This window comes from Streptomyces sp. NPDC048290, assembly GCF_040652095.1.
In the GTDB taxonomy this organism is placed as follows: Bacteria; Actinomycetota; Actinomycetes; order Streptomycetales; family Streptomycetaceae; genus Streptomyces.
The window spans coordinates 105,494-126,148 of sequence record NZ_JBEZLM010000019.1; the positions used below are offsets into that span (position 1 = coordinate 105,494).

The 20,655-nt window shown below is 71.5% G+C and carries 10 protein-coding genes and 1 pseudogene; 3 read left to right on the forward strand and 8 right to left on the reverse strand.

Features of this window, described 5'->3' with window-relative positions; genetic code table 11:
- Nucleotides 1–30: 30 nt before the first annotated feature.
- From AB0D49_RS28770 to AB0D49_RS28790, 5 genes are all read right to left on the reverse strand, one after another.
- Nucleotides 31–5,388, reverse strand: a complete 5,358-nt coding sequence (locus AB0D49_RS28770; protein WP_362762595.1) for an amino acid adenylation domain-containing protein — start codon at nt 5,386–5,388, stop codon at nt 31–33.
- A complete protein-coding gene (locus AB0D49_RS28775) occupies nt 5,385–6,242 on the reverse strand; it encodes an aminoacyl--tRNA ligase-related protein (RefSeq protein ID WP_362762597.1) in 858 nt (285 codons plus the stop codon). The genes AB0D49_RS28770 and AB0D49_RS28775 overlap by 4 nt, the downstream gene beginning before the upstream one ends.
- Nucleotides 6,235–6,483 carry an acyl carrier protein gene (locus AB0D49_RS28780; RefSeq protein WP_362762599.1) on the reverse strand — a complete coding sequence of 83 codons (249 nt, stop codon included), beginning with the start codon at nt 6,481–6,483 and terminating at the stop codon, nt 6,235–6,237. Before AB0D49_RS28780 ends, AB0D49_RS28775 begins: the two co-directional genes overlap by 8 nt.
- 74 nt (nt 6,484–6,557) lie before the next feature.
- A complete protein-coding gene (locus tag AB0D49_RS28785; protein ID WP_362762600.1) occupies nt 6,558–7,439 on the reverse strand; it encodes a diiron oxygenase in 882 nt (293 codons plus the stop codon).
- A 210-nt stretch (nt 7,440–7,649) separates the two neighbouring features.
- Nucleotides 7,650–9,677, reverse strand: coding sequence for an AMP-binding protein (locus tag AB0D49_RS28790; protein WP_362762602.1), 2,028 nt, complete (start codon nt 9,675–9,677; stop codon nt 7,650–7,652).
- Between the two features lie 1,348 nt (nt 9,678–11,025).
- Here AB0D49_RS28790 and AB0D49_RS28795 point away from each other — a divergent pair.
- Nucleotides 11,026–12,054, forward strand: a complete 1,029-nt coding sequence (locus AB0D49_RS28795) for a helix-turn-helix domain-containing protein (RefSeq protein ID WP_362762604.1) — start codon at nt 11,026–11,028, stop codon at nt 12,052–12,054.
- 254 nt (nt 12,055–12,308) lie between these two features.
- Here AB0D49_RS28795 and AB0D49_RS28800 read toward each other — a convergent pair.
- Nucleotides 12,309–13,038, reverse strand: a pseudogene (locus AB0D49_RS28800) (transposase family protein); the annotation flags it as partial.
- Between the two features lie 58 nt (nt 13,039–13,096).
- Nucleotides 13,097–14,494, reverse strand: coding sequence for a serine/threonine-protein kinase (locus AB0D49_RS28805; RefSeq protein ID WP_362762606.1), 1,398 nt, complete (start codon nt 14,492–14,494; stop codon nt 13,097–13,099).
- A gap of 1,457 nt (nt 14,495–15,951) precedes the next feature.
- On the opposite strand from AB0D49_RS28805, the gene AB0D49_RS28810 reads away from it, so the two are divergent.
- Nucleotides 15,952–17,838 (forward strand): hypothetical protein, encoded by a 1,887-nt coding sequence (locus tag AB0D49_RS28810; protein ID WP_362762608.1) that lies wholly within the window; start codon nt 15,952–15,954, stop codon nt 17,836–17,838.
- On the opposite strand, the gene AB0D49_RS28815 is transcribed toward AB0D49_RS28810, so the two are convergent.
- Nucleotides 17,814–18,101, reverse strand: coding sequence for a hypothetical protein (locus AB0D49_RS28815; protein ID WP_362762610.1), 288 nt, complete (start codon nt 18,099–18,101; stop codon nt 17,814–17,816). The genes AB0D49_RS28810 and AB0D49_RS28815 overlap by 25 nt on opposite strands.
- A 1,474-nt stretch (nt 18,102–19,575) precedes the next feature.
- On the opposite strand from AB0D49_RS28815, the gene AB0D49_RS28820 reads away from it, so the two are divergent.
- Entirely contained in the window at nt 19,576–20,403 is an 828-nt protein-coding gene (locus AB0D49_RS28820; protein WP_362762612.1) for an FkbM family methyltransferase, read from the forward strand.
- Nucleotides 20,404–20,655 lie beyond the last annotated feature (252 nt).

Here is a 20,655-nt window from a genome sequence, read left to right on the forward strand (position 1 = left end):
GTGTCGCTTCCTTCTCATTCGGTGGGGGGATCATTCGGAGGATCTTTCGGCGGTGTCCAGGGCGGTGGCCAGCAGTGCGGCGACCCCGGCGACATGGGGCGGGCGCAGCACGGTGAAGTGGTTGCCGGGAAGTGTCGCCTCCTCCCGGACACCCGCGCGGGTGTGGTGGGCCCAGCCGGTGCGGCGTGCGTGGAGTTTCTCGCGTGCCCACCAGACGGTGAGGGGGGCGTCCACGACCGGCGGGCGGTGCTCCAGGACCAGCCGTTCGTGCTGTTCGGCCAGTCGGGCCTGAGTCAGGAGTGCCTCGGAGGCCGCGGCCTCGTCCGCGCCCGACAGCCCGTGTTCCTCGGCCCAGGTGGTCAGCAGCTTCAGCCGTTCCTCCAGCGGCAGCCCGCGCAGCCGGTCGCGCAGGGTGGTCGCGTCGTCGGCGGTGACGGCGGTGTCGGCGAGCACGTCGGCCAGTGCGATGGCCGGTGCCAGCAGCGGATCGGGGTCCGCCGGGCCGGGCACCGACGAGTCGAGCAGCGCGACGAGGCCGACCCGGGCCCCACGGGACTCCAGCACGGCCGCCACCTCGACCGCCAGGACCCCGCCCATCGACCAGCCCGCCAGCAGATACGGCCCGTCCGGCTGCCGCTCGGCGACCAGTTCCGCGTACCACAGGGCCATCTCGCGGAGTGTGCCGAACTCCTGCTCCCCGTGCAGGGCGCGCGACCGCACGGCCAGCACCTCCCGCCCCGGGGGCAGCGCCGTGACGAGTTCCCGGTAGGCCATCACATCGCCGCCGGCCGGATGCAGCAGGAACAACGGCGCCGCTACGACGGCCGACCGCAGCGGCAGCAGCAGCGAACTCCGCGGCCCCTGGGCCAGCAACGCGGCGAAACCGCGCACCGTGGGGGCCTGGAACAGGCTCGCCAGCGGCAGCCGGACACCGAAGCGACGGGTCGTCTCGGCGATCAGCCGCGCCGCCAGCAGCGAGTGGCCCCCCACCGCGAAGAAGTCGTCGTCCAGACCGATCTCGTCCGGCGCCCGGCCCAGCAGACCGGCCCACAAGGAGGTCACCGCACGCTCCCGGGGCGTACGCGGAGCCTGGTCCGGAGCCGGTCCCGACGCCTGACCCGGCGGCGGCAACTGGGAACGGTCGAGCTTGCCGTTGGCGGTGACGGGCAGCGCGGCCAGCGGCAGCACGGCCGTCGGCACCATGTGATCCGGCAGCGAACGCGCGAGGAAGGCCCGCAACTCCGCCACGTCCGGCAGCGCGGCCCCGGCCGCCGGCACCGCGTAGGCGACCAGCCGGTCCGCCCACAGCCGCACCGCCGCGGCCCGCACTGCGGTGTGCCCGGCCAGCCTGGTCTCGATCTCGCCCAGCTCGACACGGTGGCCGCGCACCTTGACCTGTCCGTCGGCGCGGCCGAGGTACTCCAGCGCCCCGTCCGTCCGCCGCCGTACGAGATCGCCGGTCCGGTACAGCCGGCCACCCGGGCGGCGCGGATCCGGTACGAACCGCTCGGCTGTCAGCTCCTCCCGCCCCCGGTAGCCGGTCGCCAGCTGGGCCCCGCCGATGTGCAGCTCACCGGTGACGCCGGACGGGAGCAGGGCCAGCCGGTCGTCCAGGACGTCCAGGGTGGTGTTGGCCACCGGGTGGCCGATGGGCACCGGACCGGTGGCGTCGGCCGGCCGGCACTCCCACGCCGACACGTCGATCGCGGCCTCGGTGGGCCCGTACAGGTTGTGCAGCGCTACCGTCGGCGGCGGGAACACCGTGAAGAACCGCCCCACCAGGTCCGGCGGCAGCGCCTCGCCGCTGGCCATCACTTGGCGCAGCGAGCGGCAGCCGCCCGCCGCCGGGTCGTCGAGGAAGACCCGCAGCATGGACGGCACGAAGTGCACCGTGGTCACCGACTCCCGCTCGACCACCTCGGCGAGATAGCCGGGATCCCGGTGTCCCTCCGGCCGGGCGACGACCAGCCGGGCGCCCGTCATGAGCGGCCAGAAGAACTCCCACACGGACACGTCGAACGTGAACGGCGTCTTCTGGAGCACCGCGTCGGACGGCCCGAGGCCATAGGTGTCCTGCATCCACAGCAGCCGGTTGCACACAGCGCGATGGGTGAGCGTGACGCACTTGGGGGTGCCGGTGGACCCGGACGTGTAGATGAGGTAGGCGAGCTGGTCCCGGTCCACGGATGGGACGGCCGCCGCGACGGGGTCCTCGTGAACCCGCAGGTCCCGGTCCTGCGGAACGCTCGGGGACAGTACGGCGACGCCCCGGTGCAGCACGCCGTGCGGCAGAGAGCGCGCCGTGAGGACCAGTTCCACGTCGGCGTCCGCGACCATGAAGGCCATGCGTTCGGGCGGCGTGGACGGGTCCACGGGCAGATAGGCGCAGCCCGCCTTGAGCACGCCCAGGAGGGCGACCACCAGGTCGGGACCCCGGTCGAGATGGACGGCGACGGCCGCTCCGGGGACGGCGTCGGGCCCGAGGACCCGGCGGATCCGCTCGGCCAACCGGTCGGCCCTCATGCCCAGTTCGGCATAGGTGAGGATCTGGCCCTCGAAGACGACCGCCGGGGCGTCCGGAGTCCGGCGCACCTGCCGCTCGACCAGAACGTGCAGGGGCACGTCGAGGTCGTACGGCCGTACGGTGTCGTTGAAGGAATCCAGCTCACGCAGCTCCTCCGGGGACAGCAGCGGGGCGTCGCCGAGCCGCTCCCCGCCCTGCTCCAGGAGGGCTTCGAGGAGCCGGAGGTAGTGCCCGGTGGTGCGCTCCCGCTGCCGCGCGTCGAAGCAGGCGGTGTTGAAGTCGAAGTCCAGGACGAACCGGGGCGGCGCGTCGGGGGCCACGCGCAGATCGCGGACCTGGAGGGTCAGCCGGTCCGGGGAGTGCCCGCTGTCCACCAGCTCGAAGCCGACGACACCACCGAAGCCATGGAACGCCACGTTCTGATAGTTGAGATACACGTCGTACGGCCGGGCCCCGGCCCGTCGGCGTGGCGGGTGCTCCTGATGGCGGGCCGCCTCCAGGAAGGCGCGCTGCGTCTGCCGCGCCAGGTCCCGCAGGGTCATCTCGCCGTCGGCCCGGACCTGGAGCGGCAGCACGTTCATGAACAGCCCGACGGTGTCCCGGAAAGCGGCCGTCCGATTGGCGAACGGCGTGCCGACGCGCAGGATTTCCCCGCCACCGACCCGGAAGAGGTACGCGAACAGCGCGGCCCCGAACACGGTCGCGGCGGAGGTGTGTCCCTCCCGTCGGACGAACTCCGCGATCCGGGAGCTGAGCCGTTCATCCAGGCCGACGCTCGTCCGGGCGGTGCGGGTGGTGCCCGCGACGGTCTCCTCACGGCCGTAGAAGGCGAGCCGTTCCGCCGGCCGGTCCAGGGTCTCGCGCCAGTGGCGTTCGGCCCTGCGTCCGCGCTCGGAGCCGCGCTGGGCGCGCTCGTGGTCGACGTACGCCCGGAACGGCGGCAGGGGCGCCGCCCGGTCCAGCGACCCCAGCCCGTCGAGGTCGTAGTAGTGGGACACCGTGCGCAGGATCAGGGACATCGACCAGGCGTCGGCGACGCTGTGGTCGATGTCGAGGTACCAGACGAACGCGGACTCGCCCAGCCGCAACAGGGCGGAGTCGAAGACGCGCCGGGCCGGGTCGAGGCCCGCCTCGGTGCGTTCCCGGGCCCAGGCCAGGGCGGTCGCGCGGGGGTCGGGCTCATCGGAGAGGTCCACCAGGGCGACCGGCGCGGGCAGGGTCCGCGCGACCCGGCGGACCGGTACACCGCCGCGGTCGTGGAAGGTGCTGCGGAGCGCGTCGCTGTGGTCCACCAGCTTCTGGAAGGCGCGTTGGAAGCGGGCGTGGTCGAGCGGGGCGTCGAGGGAGTAGAGCGCGGTGACGTGCGCGTAGTACAGCCGCACTCCGGGCGTGGTCTGCCGGCCGAAGTACAGCGCGAGCTGACTGTCCGTCAGCTGTGTTTCCGGTTCCGGCGCCACGGCGACGGCCTCGGGGGAGCGTGCCGTCTCCCGGACCGCCTCCTCGAACACCGCGGCCCAGCGCGCGACCGTCTCCGCGTCGAACAGGTCCGTGCGGTACTCCAGGAAACCGAGCAGCTCGCCGTCCTGCTCCCGCACATGCAGCGCGAGATCGAGGGGCGAGACCCCCGGGTCGAAGTCCGCCGGGCCCGCCGGGGTCAGGGTCAGCTCCCGCACGCCCGGCGCGCTCGCCACGGTGGGCTCGTAGGAGAAGGCGGTCTGCCGCAGGACGGTGCGGCCGGGCAGACGCAGCGGACCCGTCTCCCGGACGATCTCCCCGAAGGGCACATCGTGCTCCAGCGACTCCCGCAGCACCTCGCCCACCCGCGCGGTCACCTCGGCGAACGTCCGTCCGGCGGGCAGCCGTACCCGCAGCGGCAGGGTGTTCACGAAGAACCCGATCCGGCGTTCCTGTGCGGGGACGCGCCGGGTGTCCACGGGCGCGCCGATGACGAAGTCGTCCTGGCCGGTGATCCGATGCAGGGCCACGGCGTACGCGGCGAGGAGCGCGCCGTAGACGGTCGAACGACCGCGGGCGGCGGCCGTGTGCAACTCGCGGTACAACTCGGCCGGGAGCCGGAAGCCATGGCGTGCCCCGAGGCCCCGCTGCTCCGCCGGACGCGGCCGGTCGATGGGCAGATCGAGTACGGGCAGGACGCCGGCGAGGGCCTGCCGCCAGTGGGCCAGGGCCCGGGTGTGCCGCTCCCGGTCGGCCGGGAGGTCCGCGGGCGTCGCCCGGACGTCCACGGACGGCACCGGAGCCAGTGGGCACGGGCGCCCGGTACTGAACGCCTCGTACAGGGCGGCGAGTTCGGTGGTGAAGATGTCGAACGACCGCCCATCGCAGATGAGATGGTGGGCCACCACCGTCAGCACGTGCCGTCGTGGAGCGAGCCGGTAGAGGGTGTGGCGGACCGGTGGGGCCGCCGCGAGGTCGAACGGGCGCCGGGCGTCCTCCCGGTGCAGCCCACGGGCCGAGGGCTCGCGCGAGGCCACCGGCAGACCGCCCAGGTCGACCAGGCGCGGTGCGACGGGCCCGGGAGGCAGGACGCGGCGCAGCGGGGCCCCGTCCTCCTCCCGGAAGACGCTGCGCAGCGCCGGATGGCGGGCGGTCAGTTCGGTGAGGGCGCGGCCCAGGGCCGGGACGTCCAGCGGACCGTCGAGGTACAGGGCGGCGGACAGATGGTGGGCCGGGCTGCCGGGGGAGAGGGACTGGAGCACCCACAGCCGCTGTTCGGCGTCGGTCAGCGGCGCGGGCGTGTCCGGCGAGGTGGGCGGGGAACCGCCGGAGCCCTGCCGCAGCCGCTCCATGACACGCGCCCGCTCCGCGCCGCTCAGGGACGCCAGCCGGCTCAGGAGATCGCTCATACGGCCGCCTCCGTGACCCGGGCGAGGATGTCGTCCAGGCTCGGGTGCCGCTCCAGCAGGGCCCCCAGCCACCGCTCAAGCCCGAAGGCCACACAGGCGGTGAAGGCGGGGGTGCCGTCGGCGAGCGAGATGTCACAGCGCTCACCGAAGAAATTGCGGTGGAAGTTGAGCGACCCGATGGCCAGGGACCCGCCGTGCACGAACTCCTCCTTCACGGGGAAGAGTTGGGCGAGCACCGCCCGGCCGCCGCCCTGCTCGAAGAAGGGGTCCGACGCGGGCTGGACCGCGAGATCCAGGCCGAGCCGACCGGCGTACTCCAGCACCTTCGGCCTGAAGCGCGCGAGATGGTCCCGCACCTCCTCCCGGGAGCCCACACACACGATCTCCCGCATGGTGAAGCCGCGCAGTCGGCGCAGCCCGTCGTAGTGGTCCTCGTTGCGGAAGCAGCGGGCGACGGTGGTGACGCGCAGCGGGCCGCCGAGCCGGTGCGCACGGTGGTGCAGATAGACGTGGTAGCAGGCGGCGGAGGCAAGGGCGTACTCGCTGGCGCCCAGGCGGTCGGCCGGGACCGCCCCGTCGGCCGGCACGATCGGCTCTGTCGGCACGGTCGGCCGCTCGGGCGCCGCGTCCGGGGACAGGGCCAGGGGCGCGGTCATCAGCGCCAGGTGGGGGAAGTTGTCGAAGTAGTCGATGGAGGCGAGATCCGCGGTGCTGATCACGGGCGGGAAGATCATCCGGACGGCACCGCACTCGTCGGCCCAGCCGAGGAACCGTTCCTCCAATAGCTCCATGACGCGGACGAGTTCGGGTCCGAGGGCCACCATCCCCCGGTCCGCCGTGTAGAGGTCACTCATCGCCCACCACGCTTCGCGGCGGAGCCAGCACGCTGTCACGGATGCCGCGCAGCGTCCGGAAGCACACGACGTTCTCCGCGGTCAGCTCCAGCTCGCGGCCTGCCAGTTCCTCCAGCAGCAGAAGCAGCTCGGGGAAGGCGAGGGAGTCGATGAGCCGACTGTCGATGAGGTCCTCGTCCCATCCGATCTCGGCGACCTTCGGATTGCGCTCCAGCAGCCAGTCACGTACCTGCTCGATCATCGTCGTCCCCCGTCTCCCGGTCTTCCCGGTCTTCCCCGTCGTCCGTGTCGTCCGTGTTGTCCGTGTCGTCCCCGTCAGGCCGTGACGCTGTCGAACGGCGAGTGGCTGATGATCCCTTGGTTCACGAGGAACTTCGTGATGCGCTTGAAGAACGTCTCGTGGTAGCGGGTCCGCGCCGGGTCCCGCAGCAGCTCCTTGCGCAGGACGTAGGGGTCGGCGACGCCCGCGTCCCGGTACACGGCCGGGTTGTAGAGGGACTGCATGCTGGCCGTGATGTAGCGCCGCAGGTAGTCATCGAGCCGGGCACGCAGCGCCTCGTCGGCGCGCTCGCGCAGCGGCTGGTACAGGTGCTCCACGAGCTTGCGGCCCATGACGATATGCCGCCACTCGTCGTCGTGGTGCACCTGGTTGACCTCGCGGATCAGCGGGTGCAGGGTGGTGTCCCGGCCCATTCTGAGGTTGAAGTGGTCGACCAGCTCCTCGAAGATCAGGATGCGGGCGAAGACCAGGAAGTGGTCGACCTCGGTGTCCTCCTCCGACCCGGCGACCGGGAGGGACTTGTCCGGGTAGATGCGGTCGCCGTAGCGCAGACAGAACTGCGCGAAGAACCACATGTGCCCGTTCTCCTCCCCCAGGAAGCGGTGGAAGAACTCCGAGGGCAGCTCGAACCCCGGGGTGTGGATCCGCCGGGTCACCTCGATCAGCAGCTCACGGATGCCATGGATGTTGAGGCTGAAGAAGTTGATGCTCTCCCACTTGCTCAGCCGCATGAGCCGCTCTTCGTCCCACTCCTCGGCGTACCGGGTGCCGGCCACGCTGAGGAGTTCGGGCGACATCCACCATTGCCGTTCGGCGAGCGTGTCGGCCCAGTCGAAGCGGGTGTAGGGGCTGTAGTGGTGCTCGGTGGCGTCGGTGACCAGGTCGGCCAAGACGTCCGCGACATCCGATGCGGCCAAGGGAACCCTCCGTACGTGCGACATGGCGGCGGGAAGGGTGGGGCGTTGGTGCGGGTGGCTTTGGCGGGGGTGAGGGTGGGGCATGTGCGCGTGTGGCTTCGGTGACGGTGACGGTGACGGTGACGGTGACGGTGGGGGTGGGGGTGGGGGTGGGGGTGGGGGTGTGCGCGTGTGGCTTTGGCGACGGTGGGGATGTGTGCGCCGGGTGGATCAGCCGGGGCCGACCCGGGTGATGAGGTCGGCCACCTGGTCCTCGTCGGCGACGAGCGGACGGCTCTGGAGCAACGCGGCCAGCCGGGCGACCGTCGTGGCCTGGAACAGGTCCCCGACCGTGATCCGCACCGGCAGCTCGGACTCCAGCCGTGAGGCGAGCTGGGTGAGGAGTACGGACTGGGCGCCGGACGCGAAGAAGTCGTCGTGGACGCCGACAGCGTCCTGCCCGAGCAGCTCCGCCCAGATGCCGGCGATCAGCGCCTCCAGGGGATCGCGGGGCGGCACGCCGACCGGACCGTCGGCCGGGGCCCCCGGAACCGGGGAGGCCCGCCAGCCGCCGACGGGGGAGAGCGTTCCGGCCAGATGGGCGTCGCGGGTCGCGCCGCGCTGGATCTTCCCACTGGAGGTCTTGGGGACCGTACGGGCCGGGATCAGCACCAGTTCGTGGAGGTCGACGTCGCACTCCTCGCGGACCGCCTGTCGGCAGGCGAGCGCCACCGCGTCGGTGTCCGCGCCGTCCGTCACCTCACAGACCAGCACCAGCTGTTCCTCGCCGTCCACGGGAACCGTGAAGGCCGCGCCGCAGCCCGGCCGCACCTCGGCGCGGGCGCGCTCGGCCGCGCTCTCCACGTCGTGCGGGTAGATGTTCCGGCCGCGCAGGATGAGCAGGTCCTTCAGCCGTCCGGTCACGGCGAGCGCGCCCCGCTCGTCCAGCGCCCCCAGGTCACCGGTGCGCAGAAACGGGCCGCGGCCGTCGGGCAGTCGAGCGCCGAACAGCGCGGCGGACTCCTCGGGACGCCCCCAGTAGCCCGCGGCCACGCTGGGGCCCGACACCCAGATCTCACCGGTCTGGCCGGGCCCCGCCGGAGCGAGGGTCGTGGTGTCCACGACGACCACCGACTGGCCGCCCCGCGCGGTCCCGCAGGCGACCCGGGGCACGTCCTCGACGGTGAAGCGGCCGTGGGGCAGGCCGACCGGATCCGTCGACACCAGCAGGGTGGCCTCGGCCAGTCCGTAACTGGGACGGAAGACGTCCGGACCGAAGCCCGTCGGAGCGAACCGTTCGGTGAACCGGTCCAGTGTCTCCGCCCGCACCGGTTCCGCCCCGTTGACGGCCGCACGCCAGGAACTCAGATCGAGCGTGGCCCGCTGCTCCTCGTCAATCCGGCGCAGACACAATTCGTACGCGAAATTGGGTGCGGGACTGATGGTGGCCCGGTGACGGGATATGGCACGGAGCCAGCGGTACGGTTTCTGGAGAAAATGCAGCGGTGACATCAGAACCGCCGGATAACCACCGTACATGGGCGCCAGGATGGCCCCGATGAGCCCCATGTCATGATATGGGGGAAGCCAACTCGCCATGACGTCATGGCGAGCGCCGGCAAAGGATTCGTCAATGGCGGCCAGATTGTGCGTGAGATTTGCGTGCGTCAGCATCACACCGCGGGGGAGCCGGGTGGAGCCGGAGGTGTACTGGAGGAAGGCGAGGTCGTCCGCCGCCGGGGTGGACGAGGGGGCCGTGCCTGGGGTGGACGTGGGCACCGCGCCCGGGGTGGATGAGGGGGCCGCGCCCGGGGTGGATGAGGGGATCGAGCCCGGCGCCCCCAGTCGGTCCGCGTCGACCGCGACCCAAGTCAGCGGGGTGTCCAGCGCCGAGCGCACCAGCGGCAGCAGGTCCCCGGAGGTCAGCGCCAGACGCGCCCCCGAGTCACGCACGATGGCGTCCAGCCGGTCCGCGCTCCGGGCACCCTGCGGCGGGTACGCGGGGACGGCCACGACCCCCGCGTACAGACACCCGAAGAAGGCGACGATGTAGTCGAGTCCCGGCGGGAAGAGCAGGAGCGCCCGCTCGTTCCGGCCACCCCGCTCCGTAAGCTCCTCGGCGAGGGTTGTCGCCGCCGCCCGGAGGTTCCGGTAGGTGATGGCGCGTTCGTCGTCCTCGCCGTCGTGGAGGAAGACGTACGCGATGTCCGTAGGCTGCCGTTCCGCTCGCGATTCAAGCGTGTCGACAAGCGTGGGCAATTGCGCTGACCCGGGTCTGGACGATAAAAGATCGGCCATATGGAATTCCTCCCCCGTGGATCGATCCCATGAAGGGCGCTTCAACCGGCGGCCGGCTGATTGCCCAAGAGGTGAGGCTATGGCGCAATCTCGCCGGGCGTCAACCAGGCGGGAACGTGCACGGGAGAGGCTGGCCGGATCTGGCCAGCCTATTGTTTTTGTGTGAAACAGACTTCCGTGCGGCTGTTCCACGGACCGGTTCCGCTCCGCATAAATACGGAAGCGGAAGTCCCCTTTCCTGAACCGTCTTCTCAGCAGGTAACGGGCACGGGGCCCGTTGGCGTTGCCCCGCACCCCGCGCCACCTGGCGACGCCAGTGTCACTGTGAGCGACGTGGAGCAGTGGGGCCTCATGCGTCCGACGGGAGCGGAGGCGCTGACGCAAGCTGGCGCAAATGTTCGGTGGGGGCCGGTTCGCGCGGCGGATTCTGATGACCTGGGGGAGGCGAGCGGGCCGCGTGGATGGTGTCCCGCTGGGTGGTCTGGCGACGACCTCCGCATAGCCCTTGGTCAAGGGGTGACCATGGCGCAACTCTGCGGGGCGTGGGGCTCGTTGGGGCGAGCGGTGGCGCGATGGCACAGTCCGCAGCGTGGCCTACTCCGCCTGATGGAGTCTCTGTGTACGGCTGATGGAATCGAGTTGATCAGAGTCTTGGTCCAGCGGATCTGGCCGGCGGGCGGACGATGTTGAGCGGCCGGGGGACGTGGTGGTTCTGGAGGTGCTCTGGCGGCGCTCGATGCGGGAGAGTCCCGCTGGTTCTTGCGTGCCTGGTTCCGCGCTATCGAGGGGTTTCGCCCGCTGCCCCGTGGAGACGCGGTCGGGTCGGTTTCGCCCAATGGGTCGTCGTTGGCGTTGGCGTTGGCGTGCCGCGGCTGAGGGGTGGCGTGTCCACTACGGCCGTCGGGTTGGCCCGTCCAGCCAGCCCAGGGCTGAGCAGAGGGAGACGGAGAGGGTCAGCCGTGCCGGAGCGGACAGGCGGAGGGCGCGGTCGTCGCACGTGACCGTCGTCAGCAGGCCGAATGCATCGGTTTGGTGGCCTTCCGTGCCCCGGGGTGAGGAAGCGGTGGGCGGTCGGGTCGTGGCGGACGTCCCTGTACCCGGTCGCTGTGGAGGCTGACGCGGTGGGAGGGAAGTATGGGCGGTCAGCTGTTGTACGGCCTTGTGCCGGGCAGTGTGGGGGGTGCCGGGTCTTTGCCGGGACGGGCTGCGGGGCACGGATGGGTTGGGCTCCCGGCGCCGAGTGCGGCTCGTGTGGGGCCGGGGTATTGCTGGACGGTCCGTGTCTGCCTGTGCCACCTTCAAAGGCAGCATGAGTGGGACGTTGTGCGGGGGCGGGATGCTGGTCACGGATTTCACCACGGAGACTGTCACCGCTGCGGAGCGGTTCGAACTGTTCACCGACTTCACCGACCGATCACACATGCCGAACCGGCTGCGCAGCGACCGGCAGGACGACTTCCGCGCCAGGATGAGAATCCTCGACCTGGGTGACCTACAGGTGACCACCATGACCTTTCCGCATCTGGATGTCACGAGGACGGCGAAGGTCATCCGGCGGTTCGATCCCGAGGCGTATCAGGTCAACTACTTCCTGCGTCTGGAGGGAGCCCTCTCCCTCGCAGGGACGGACGCGGCGCCGTGTGAGGGCGACCTGGTGATCACGGACACCAGCCGCCCCTACCACAAGAACATCCGCACGGTCGGGGACGGCTGGTCGTATGTGACCGTGCAGATCCCGCGCCGTCTGATGCCGCTGCCGGAGAGGACGGTGCGGCGCCTGCTCGCCGTCCCGATCAGCGGGCGCAGCGGCATGGGATCGCTGCTCGCCCGCTGGCTGACCGACCTGAACACGAATGCCCGTGACTTCACCCGGGCCGACGTCCCCACCCTCACCACGGTGACCCTGGAACTCCTGGCATCCGTCGTCGCCCGTTACGGCGAGGCCGAGAAGGAACTGAGCCCGCAGGCCCGCCGACGCGCACTGCGGGCACAGATCGGCGTGTTTGTCGAGCAGCACCTCATGGACCCGGCTCTGACTCCTCAGACGGTCGCGGACGCCCACCACATCTCTCTGCGCCGGCTTCAGCACCTGCTCGCCGAGGACGGCACGTCCCCCGCCGCCTGGATTCGGCAGCGTCGGCTGGAACGCTGCCGCCTCGATCTGGCCGATCCCCGGCTGGACGCCCGACCGGTCTGCGTCATCGCCGAACGCTGGGGTTTCACCAACCCTGCCCATTTCAGCCGCCTCTTCAGGGCCGCCTACGGCGTGTCGCCCCGGGACTACAGGAACCTGCCCGGCCCACGGGATGACGGCCGCCGGGGACCGGATGGGGGCTGAGCTTGTCTGCTCGACGTCCTGCGGGGCGGGAAGTGGGCCGTTGTGCCGGACTTCGCCCGAGCCCACCTTGTGCGCGGTCCGACAATGAGGTCAGCAAGGCCACCGCTGCCGACGGTCGAACGACTCCGTGAGGTCGGAATGGGGTGACGGCGCCCCGGCTTCGGGGCTGGGCATGAGGGCGGGTGTCACAGGGCCCGTCCCCGGAAGGACCTCGCCGCTCAGTGCCTCCCAGGGCCTCAGCTGGAACCTGTTCCTTAACGAGCTGGTGCGTGATTGTTGGGGATGTGGGGCCCTGAGATGGTGGTTTCGTCAGTGGTGGTGTTGCGGTCGGCGATGGCCCGGTAGGCGTCGGGCAGGGCATCTCGCCGGTGTGTCCAGCGGGTCAGTTGCTTCCAGCGTTTGTGGTCGGTGAGCGCGTGCTCGACGATGATGCGCTTCGACGAGTGTCTGTGCCGGGCCTCTTCTCCGGCTGCGTGCATGTGCGGCAGGGCGATCTTGTTCGGCTTTCCGGGTGGTGTGATCGCCTGGCCGGGATGGTCGCGCCGGAGCCCGGGGCAGCCGTCGTCCAGCAGTACCTCCACGGCTGGGAAGTGCTGGAAGCAGACGGCGATGCCTTCGTCGCGTGCGGCGGTCGCATCGTGCATCCGGCCAGGTCGCGGGGTGTCGGTCCAGAGCGTGCGTCCCCGGGCATCGGCGACGACGGTGGCCTTCATGGTGTTCTGCTTCTTCTTGCCCGATACGAATGCCCTGCGTCCGCCGCCGCCGGCCACGGGCCTGCGGACCTGGACCTCAGTGGCATCCAGCCGTAGCCCGATGCCCCCGGCCTGGGCATGGGCGAAGACATCTGCCAGGGTCCGCAGCCGCAGCCGCAGCCGCAGCCGCAGCCGCAGCCGCAGCCGCAGGCCGGGGACGGTCGGGGACCGCGCATCCCCGTTCGGCCGGCAGCTCGCGCATCTCTCCGATCGCGCGGGTGACTGTGGAGCGCGGGAAAAGTGGTTGTGTCGGGTGAGGAGCTGTCCCGGTTGACGCGGCGCCAGCCCGTTCACCCTTCGCGCACCAGGATCCGCTGCCACTTGGCGAACGCATGTAGGGCATCGGGCAGTTGGGGTGTGGTGCCGATCGGGGCGAGTCTGCGCGTACGGATCCGGGTGACACCGCCGTGGCCGCTGCGGACCCAGGTCGGGTGGTGGGAACCCGTGGGCGGCTGCCGCACCACGTGGAGATGGACGGTCAGCTCCGTCCACCTGGTATGGCGTGTCAGCTCCAGAGCCTTGATCTCGTGCCAGGGAATGACCACGTGGTTGTCCGGCGGGCCCAGTCCGATGCCGCGGCTGCTGAAGGTGAGGCCGTCCTTGGCCGTGCCGAGCAGGCCCAGGAGCCGTATGGCCAGCAGGAAGGCGGTGATCCCGGCCGCCACCGGTATCGCGACGGGGAAGGCGGCCGTGCCGCTCAGCACCGTTCCGACGACGAGTCCCGCCACACCGAGCACGTTGCGGAGAATCTGCCGGAACCAGACGGACCTGCGAACGACATACACGGCAGTGGGAGGTGAAGGGCTCTCCGCTGACACTGTCGGTGGCTGCGGTTCGTGGGGCCACGACGAGGGCGGAGGGGTGATAGGGGGCGGCTCGTCGTCCATCACCGTGGCGTCGTGCGTCGGCGTGGCCCCGACATGCGCTGCGCACAGGTCGAGCAGTTCGAGGGGGCTCGGGCGGCGGGAAGGTTCCTTGCGGAGGCAGGTGAGGACCACGGGCCGTAGTGAGGGCGGCACCGTGGAGACGTCCGGTTCCTCGTGCACCACCCGGTACATGAGTCCCGCGGGCGAGCCGTGGCCGAACGCGCTACCGCCGGACGCCGAGACGAGCACCGCACCGAGCGCGAACATGTCGCTCGCCCCCGTGACCGGGCGTCCGAGAGCCTGCTCCGGTGAGTGGTATCCCGCGGTGCCGACCACCACGCCGTCGGTCGTCAGCCGGGACTCCTCCATGGCCCGTGCGATCCCGAAGTCCATGACGCGGGGGCCGTCGGAAGCCAGCACGATGTTGGCGGGCTTCAGATCGCGGTGCACGAGGCCGTGACTGTGGATGGCCTGGAGTGCCTCGGCCAGTGCCGCGGCGAGCCGCCACAGCTGCCCTTCAGGGAGCGACCCGCGCCCGATCTCCGCCTCCAGGGTCGGTCCCTCGACGTACGCGCTGGCCATCCACGGTTGCGGGGCGGCCGTATCGGCGTCGACCACGGCGGCCGTATGGAAGCCCCCGACCTTGCGGGCGGCCTCGATCTCTTGGCGGAAGCGCTCCCTGAACCTGGGGTCAGCGGCGAACTCGGGCCGGATGACCTTGATGGCCACGAGCCTTCCGGAACGCGAGCGTGCCAGATAGACGGAACCCATTCCTCCACTGCCCAGCAGGCGAACGACCGTGTAGTCGCCGATCCGCTTCACGGCCGCCCAACCCCCACCTCACCTCGCGCCGCACGAGCTCCGGCGGAACCACATCTGGCACGCGCCCACTCCAGGGACCCCCGTAGCGTCCCGACGTCCTGCGCCATGCTCGGGAGCCGCGCGCCAGCTGGCGAGACCTGATCCGGCCAAAGTGGTCCGGTGGTGTGCCCCGACCTGTTCCCACTTCTCACGCACCATTTGAGGGCGGTCAGCTCGCCGTCGTTCCCAGATTCCACCGACAACCGGTCCTGCTTCTGACCCACGCGGCCAGCAGCGCAACGTACCGTGCGTATACCGCGCGCCGCGGCTTCGGACATCAGACGCGCGTCGTCCGCCGGACGCGGGCCTCTGCGATCCGCGTGTCAGACAGACCCTGGCACGGCCGGAACGAGAGCGGCGAGACGTTCAGCGGCCGAGAGAGCCCTCGGACTGGCGGCGCGGAGCCGTGCCGTCCAGCATCCGTCCCACCCACGAACTCCAGCCGGGTGGTGTGGCGTCAGCCACGGACACACTCACACGACAGCGGGATGGTCGAGGAGGAACCGGACACTCGCTGCCGCTGATGGTCAGACGGGGGTGTAGGGGTGGAGTCCTCATGGTGGGCTCCGGCCCGTGCGTATATCCGCGCGTGTGTGCCGGACGGCCGCCGACCTGGCCCGCAGGCCGTGGGAATGAGGACACCGTGCCCGTCGGTCACCCCCTCAGCCCGGCCCGGCACCCGCCGACGACGTGGACCAGGTCCCGCAGGCCTCTCTCCATCGCCTCCTCCGCCGCCACTTCGCCGCCGGGGACGCGTCTCCACAAGCCACCTCCTCAGCGGTCAAGGTCTCGCGACGCGTTCGAGAACCCTCCTGGTCCGACACAGGTCCGGCCGGTGTCGCCGTTCTACAGGGAGCGGGCGTAGCGCATGTGGTGGCCAGGCGGCCGTCGGCCTCGCGGACGGCCATGACCACGAGAACGACCGGGCAGCCGTCGGCCGCGAAGGGCACGGCGCTGCCCAGGAACTCGGCGAAGCTGCTCGGGGCGGCCTCGATCAGCAGGTCAGCGCGTCGTCCGCGTACGTGCTGGTGTCACCGGGTCGTCCGGCGGGGTGCCACCCGGCATATGTGGCAGGTCCTCGATCGCGGCGTCGGGGGCGGGCGGGGAGCGGGCGACGGTCGTGTGGCGGGCCGGCCGGCAGCGATGCGGGCCCAGGACGCGGTGACGGTCGCAGTGGTCGCGCCTACGACGCGGTGACGTTCGCAGTGGTCGCGCCTTCGACGCGGTGACGGTCGCAGTGGTCGCGCCTACGACGCTGACACCCCCCCCGCTGACAGCCACTGGCAACGCCTCTGACGGTGTCTCCGACGTGGCGTCCAGGTGAAAAGTGGGGCGAAGGTGCGGCCGGGTGGACGACCTGTCAGCCGTCGTCCCCGGCACCGTCCGGGCGCGCGGTTCTAATGCCCGTCATGTACTTCATGTGCTATTCACAACAGTCCGGGACGGACGGGCCGGGTCGGCCGCGCCACCGCGGTCGCACCTGGGCCGCTGCCCTGGGCACCACCGCAGCCACCGCCGCCCTGCTCCAGACGGCCGTCACCCCCGCGGCCGTAGCCGCGCCCTTGGCACCGGACGCGGCCCGCCCCCGGGTCGCCGCGGCCGTCCCGCTGGTCTCGGAGACCTTCACCGGCGCCACCGCCGACCCCGGTTTCGTCGCCGTGGGCTCCGCCTGTCTCACCGGGGCGCCGCAGGCCCCCGCGCCCGGCCCCGGCAACCATCCGCCCGGCGGCTGCCCGCAGGGCGCGTCCGGGCCGGTCCCGCCGGACGACGCCGCCCCGCACGGCTATCTACGGCTCACGGACGCCGCCCACGACCAGTCCGGCGCCGTCCTCTACGACCAGGCGATCCCGGCCGACGCCGGACTCACCGTCAGTTTCGACCAGTGGCAGTACGGTTCCACCACCCCGGACACCCCCGCCGACGGCCTCTCCTTCTTCCTGGTCGACGGCAGCGGCTCGCTGGACCACCCGGGCGCCTTCGGCGGCAGCCTCGGCTACGCCCAGAAACTCCCCGACGACAACCCGGCCAACCCCTTCCTGCCCGGCGTCGACCGCGGCTACCTGGGCGTCGGCCTGGACGTCCTCGGCAACTACTTCGGCGACTGGGAGCAGCGCGGCGACGGCTGCGCGGACCGCTCCCCGGCCGGCACCGCCTTCCGGGTGCCCGCGCCCGGCCCGAACATGGTCACCCTGCGCGGCCCCGGCGACGGCACGACCGGCTACTGCTTCCTCACCGCCACCTCGGACAACCTGGACAGCACCACCGGCCCATGGACCTCCACCCTCCCCGGCAGACTCCAGGGACCCACCACCTCGCTGCCCCCCGGGGCGACCCCCGAGGAGGCGGAAGCCGCGCTGGAGGAGTCCCGCCGCACGGTCACCGTCACCCTCACCCCAGCCCCCGACCCCCGGCTGACGGTCGACATCGACTTCCACGACGGCACCGGCACCCACCAGGTCCTCGCCACCGACGCCCCCGAACCGCTCCCGGACACCTACAAGTTCGGGTTCGCCGCCTCCACCGGCCAGTTCACGGACGTCCATCTGCTGCGCAATGTCGTCATCGAACCCGACCGTCCGCTCCCGGCGCTCTCCCTGGTCAAGCAGGTCGCCCAGGACCCACCACTGCCGGACCCGCTGCTCCCGGGCGCCGAGGTGCCGTTCGAGTACGTGGTCACCAACGGCGGTGACACCGAGATCGAGTCGGTGACGGTCGAGGACGACCGTGTCACCGGCGTCACCTGCGAGTCGGTGACTCTGGCGCCGGGCGCGTCGACCACCTGCACCGGCACCTACACGGTCACCGAGGCCGACGCCGAGGCCGGGCGGGTCACCAACACCGCCAGCGCCACCGGCACATCCGGCGGCGACCCGGTCCGCTCGCCCGAGGACCAGGTCACCCTCCCCGTGGGCGCCGCGGCCAAGCTCCAGCTCACCAAGGAGACGGACACCTCACGCGCCTACCGCCCCGGCGACACGGTGACCTACACCTACACGGTGACCAACGCGGGCGGCACCACGGCGACCGGCGTCCACATCGAGGACGACCGTGTCACCGGCGTCACCTGCGAGTCGGTGACTCTGGCGCCGGGCGCGTCGACCACCTGCACAGGCACTTACACGGTCACCGAGGCCGACGCCCGCGCCGGCCGGGTCACCAACACGGCCGTCGCCCTCGCGGCCGAGGACGCCCTGCGCAGCGACCCGGCCCGCGCCACCATCCGCACCAAGTGCCCGCCCTCGCACCACCACGACTCCTACGGCGACCGCCCCGAGGAGCCCTACGGCCACCACCGCTCCGGCTGACGGTCCCCGACCCGTCTCGGGCGGCGGACATGCCTCACCGGCGTACCTCCCGAGCGGGTCCGTCCGTTGCCGGAGTACACATCAACGCCCACCTGTACGCCGACATCCGCGGGCCGGATGATCGCGCTGCTCTTGCCGTCAGCACCGGCGAGGTTGCTGTAGATCTCCTCGCCGTTGGGGTGGGTGACCTGGAGATGGGCGGGGTCATTGATGAGGCAGCCGTTCGGGGGGCCTGCCAGCCGATCCCGCCGAGGGCCTGCCATTCGCACCTGACCGACAGCTCCGGGGGCAGCCCGCCCCAGCCGTTCGCGTAGAAGCAGAGCCGGCTCTTGATCCGGCGGTCCCGGCTGGCGTCGTAGTCGATTCACTCGCTGCCGCACCCGCATGCATCGTGGCGGTGCCTTCGCGCGGCACGGAGGGAGTTGCGACGGCCGTCGTGCCGGTAAGGGCGAGTGCGCCGATGGTGGCGAGAACGGCGACTGCTCCTCGCGGGCTGGTGTGGAGGTCAGTGTTCGAGGGGGGGCGATGCGGATGCGGGACGAGGACGTCGTCGCGCAGTCTGTCGATGCCGGCGTTGGTGATCGGGCCGCGTCCGGTGAGGGAAGCGCGCTTGCAGGCGCCGACTTCCTGCGGCAGGAGGGCGTGGTAGTCACGGCAGGACTTACCGGCCGTGCCCTGTTCCAGGCACGCGATGAGCACACCGCAGACGCCGATGGTGACGACGTCGGTCTGGTCGCCGAGATCGGCCCGCTGGTAGCGGCGGCGCCGGGCCGTGGACGGTGTCGGAGGTACCGGCCTCAGACCACCACCTCCACTCAGGCACGCTCCCGCCCCGCAGGATCTTGGACGTGGGCGTCCCCGGGGCCGGAGCAGTGGCTCGTGTCGTGGGTCTCGCAGCCGGCCTTTGCCTAGCCGGGTAGCTGCGCGTGTCAGCGTGAGTGGGCAGAGACATCGGCGCGCCCAGCCGGGCCCAACTGGTGACCGTCGCCTACGAGAGCCGGTTGGTCCTCCCCGGACGCACTCCCGCATACACGGACCCCGCCCCTGACAACCACCCACCGCCACCCGTCTGACGTGCGCAAACGCCTCACCTGACGGAGGCTCCTGTACCTGACCACGGCCCTGCTTCCTGAGACCGCCGATGTGGTCTCCGGGCGTGGGCGGGCCGATCTGGCGTCGATGGTCCGTCAGAACGGCCCGGCACCGAGGGCAGGCAGGCCCCGGCGGCGCAAGGTGTGTCGGTCCCATCCAGCAGGCCGAGCCGAGTACGGCCAGGCAGGGAACGGGGGAGCGGAAGCGGAGCACGTACAGCCCCCCCAGCTGAGGGATCGTCCAGAGCTGTGACCCGGCGAGCGTCGAAGGGGTCTCGCCACCATGAGGCACGAAGCCCCAGCCGAGGTGAAACGGGTCCGTCTGCTCGGCCCCTCGCTTGTGTCCCTGGCTGGTGTTGGGGGGATGGGCGACAGGGCGGGACGGGCAGCGCAGCCGGGGACCGGGGCGCGCTCACCGGTGTGGCGTGCCGGGCGGGACCGCCGTGCCTGGCCGTCGACACAGCGACGGCCAGGTGCCGGGTAGGTGTACCCGGGCTGCGGCAGTGACTGGCGGGGCCGCCCGGACCCGGCAGGGGCGAACTCCGCAACCAGGTCCCCCTCCTGCGTCAACCCGGCATCGACCGGGTTACCCCGGTGGGTGTTTGGTCGCTGGACTTCCCTTGCGCTCGGGGCGGAAGATGCGGCCATGGTGACGATCGATCCGACGTACGACGAGGTCAGCACACCGTGGGGCGCGCGCCTCATGGTGGACAGCAACGACCGGAGCCACGGCGGCCACTTCCTCGCCACCGGCGTGAGCTGGCCCGAAGAACTCGCCCGCCTCGCGGTGTGGGCACGCCCCGGCGCCACGATCGTCGACGTGGGCGCCTCCTTCGGCTACCTGGCCAGTCTGTTCGCCCACGGCGTCGGGCCGGACGGGCAGGTGATCGCCTTCGAGGCGACCGGTGACGCCTTCGGCCTGCTGGCCGACAACATGCGCCGCAACCACCCCGGCGTGCACTGCCGGCACGTGGCGATCTCCGACCGCGATGGCAGGGAGACGATCTACCTCGACCGCACCTACCATGCCTGCCACTCCGTGGCCTCCGGCCTGCTGCCCAGCTACTCCGGCGAGTCGGAGGAGGTCGACGCCCTCACCCTGGACAGTGCCCTGTCCGCCCTGGAGGCGGGGCAGGGTCCGATCGACCTGCTCAAGATCGACGTCGAGGGGGCCGAGGGCCGTGTGCTGGCCGGGGCGACCAGGACGCTGGAGCGCGTGCACCGCGTCTGGGTGGAGTTCTGGCCCGCCGGTCTCCAGGCCGCGGGCTCCGATCCGCGCACCGTGCTGGACGACCTCGTCGGCAGCGGCTTCACCCTCACCTACGTCGACCTCGTCACCGGCGAGGGCCGCAGCGACGTCGGCCCCGATGACGTGCTCGCCTACTGCGGGGAACTCGCCGGATCCACGGTCCTGGCCGACGATCCGCAGCCGCTCTACGACCTGGTCTACCTCCTGGCGGAACGACGCCGCTGAACGGGCCTTCCAGCGTTGTCCGGTGCCGGATCCTCGCGGGTACGTCCGGAGACGGTCATCGACGCCGCACGCCAGGCCGGCGGTCAGTGCGGCGTCGGGTTCGGCCTGACGCTCGCCGTCTCCCGGCACGGGAAGCCCCGAGGACACCGTCCGCCAGGCCCGTCACGCGGGCCACGGGTGCCTCGCGGGCGACGAGGCGGCCTGCCCCACCGAGCCCCTCACCGGGGCCATCGCCATCGCCGAGGTCGACCG

What these genes read in the sequence shown, in the direction of transcription:
- AB0D49_RS28770 (WP_362762595.1), bottom strand. Translation starts at nt 5,388, where the DNA reads ATGAGCGATCTCCTGAGCCGGCTGGCGTCCCTGAGCGGCGCGGAGCGG.
- AB0D49_RS28775 (WP_362762597.1), bottom strand. Translation starts at nt 6,242, where the DNA reads ATGAGTGACCTCTACACGGCGGACCGGGGGATGGTGGCCCTCGGACCC.
- AB0D49_RS28780 (WP_362762599.1), bottom strand. Translation starts at nt 6,483, where the DNA reads ATGATCGAGCAGGTACGTGACTGGCTGCTGGAGCGCAATCCGAAGGTC.
- AB0D49_RS28795 (WP_362762604.1), top strand. Translation starts at nt 11,026, where the DNA reads ATGAGTGGGACGTTGTGCGGGGGCGGGATGCTGGTCACGGATTTCACC.
- AB0D49_RS28810 (WP_362762608.1), top strand. Translation starts at nt 15,952, where the DNA reads ATGTGCTATTCACAACAGTCCGGGACGGACGGGCCGGGTCGGCCGCGC.
- AB0D49_RS28815 (WP_362762610.1), bottom strand. Translation starts at nt 18,101, where the DNA reads ATGGCAGGCCCTCGGCGGGATCGGCTGGCAGGCCCCCCGAACGGCTGC.
- AB0D49_RS28820 (WP_362762612.1), top strand. Translation starts at nt 19,576, where the DNA reads ATGGTGACGATCGATCCGACGTACGACGAGGTCAGCACACCGTGGGGC.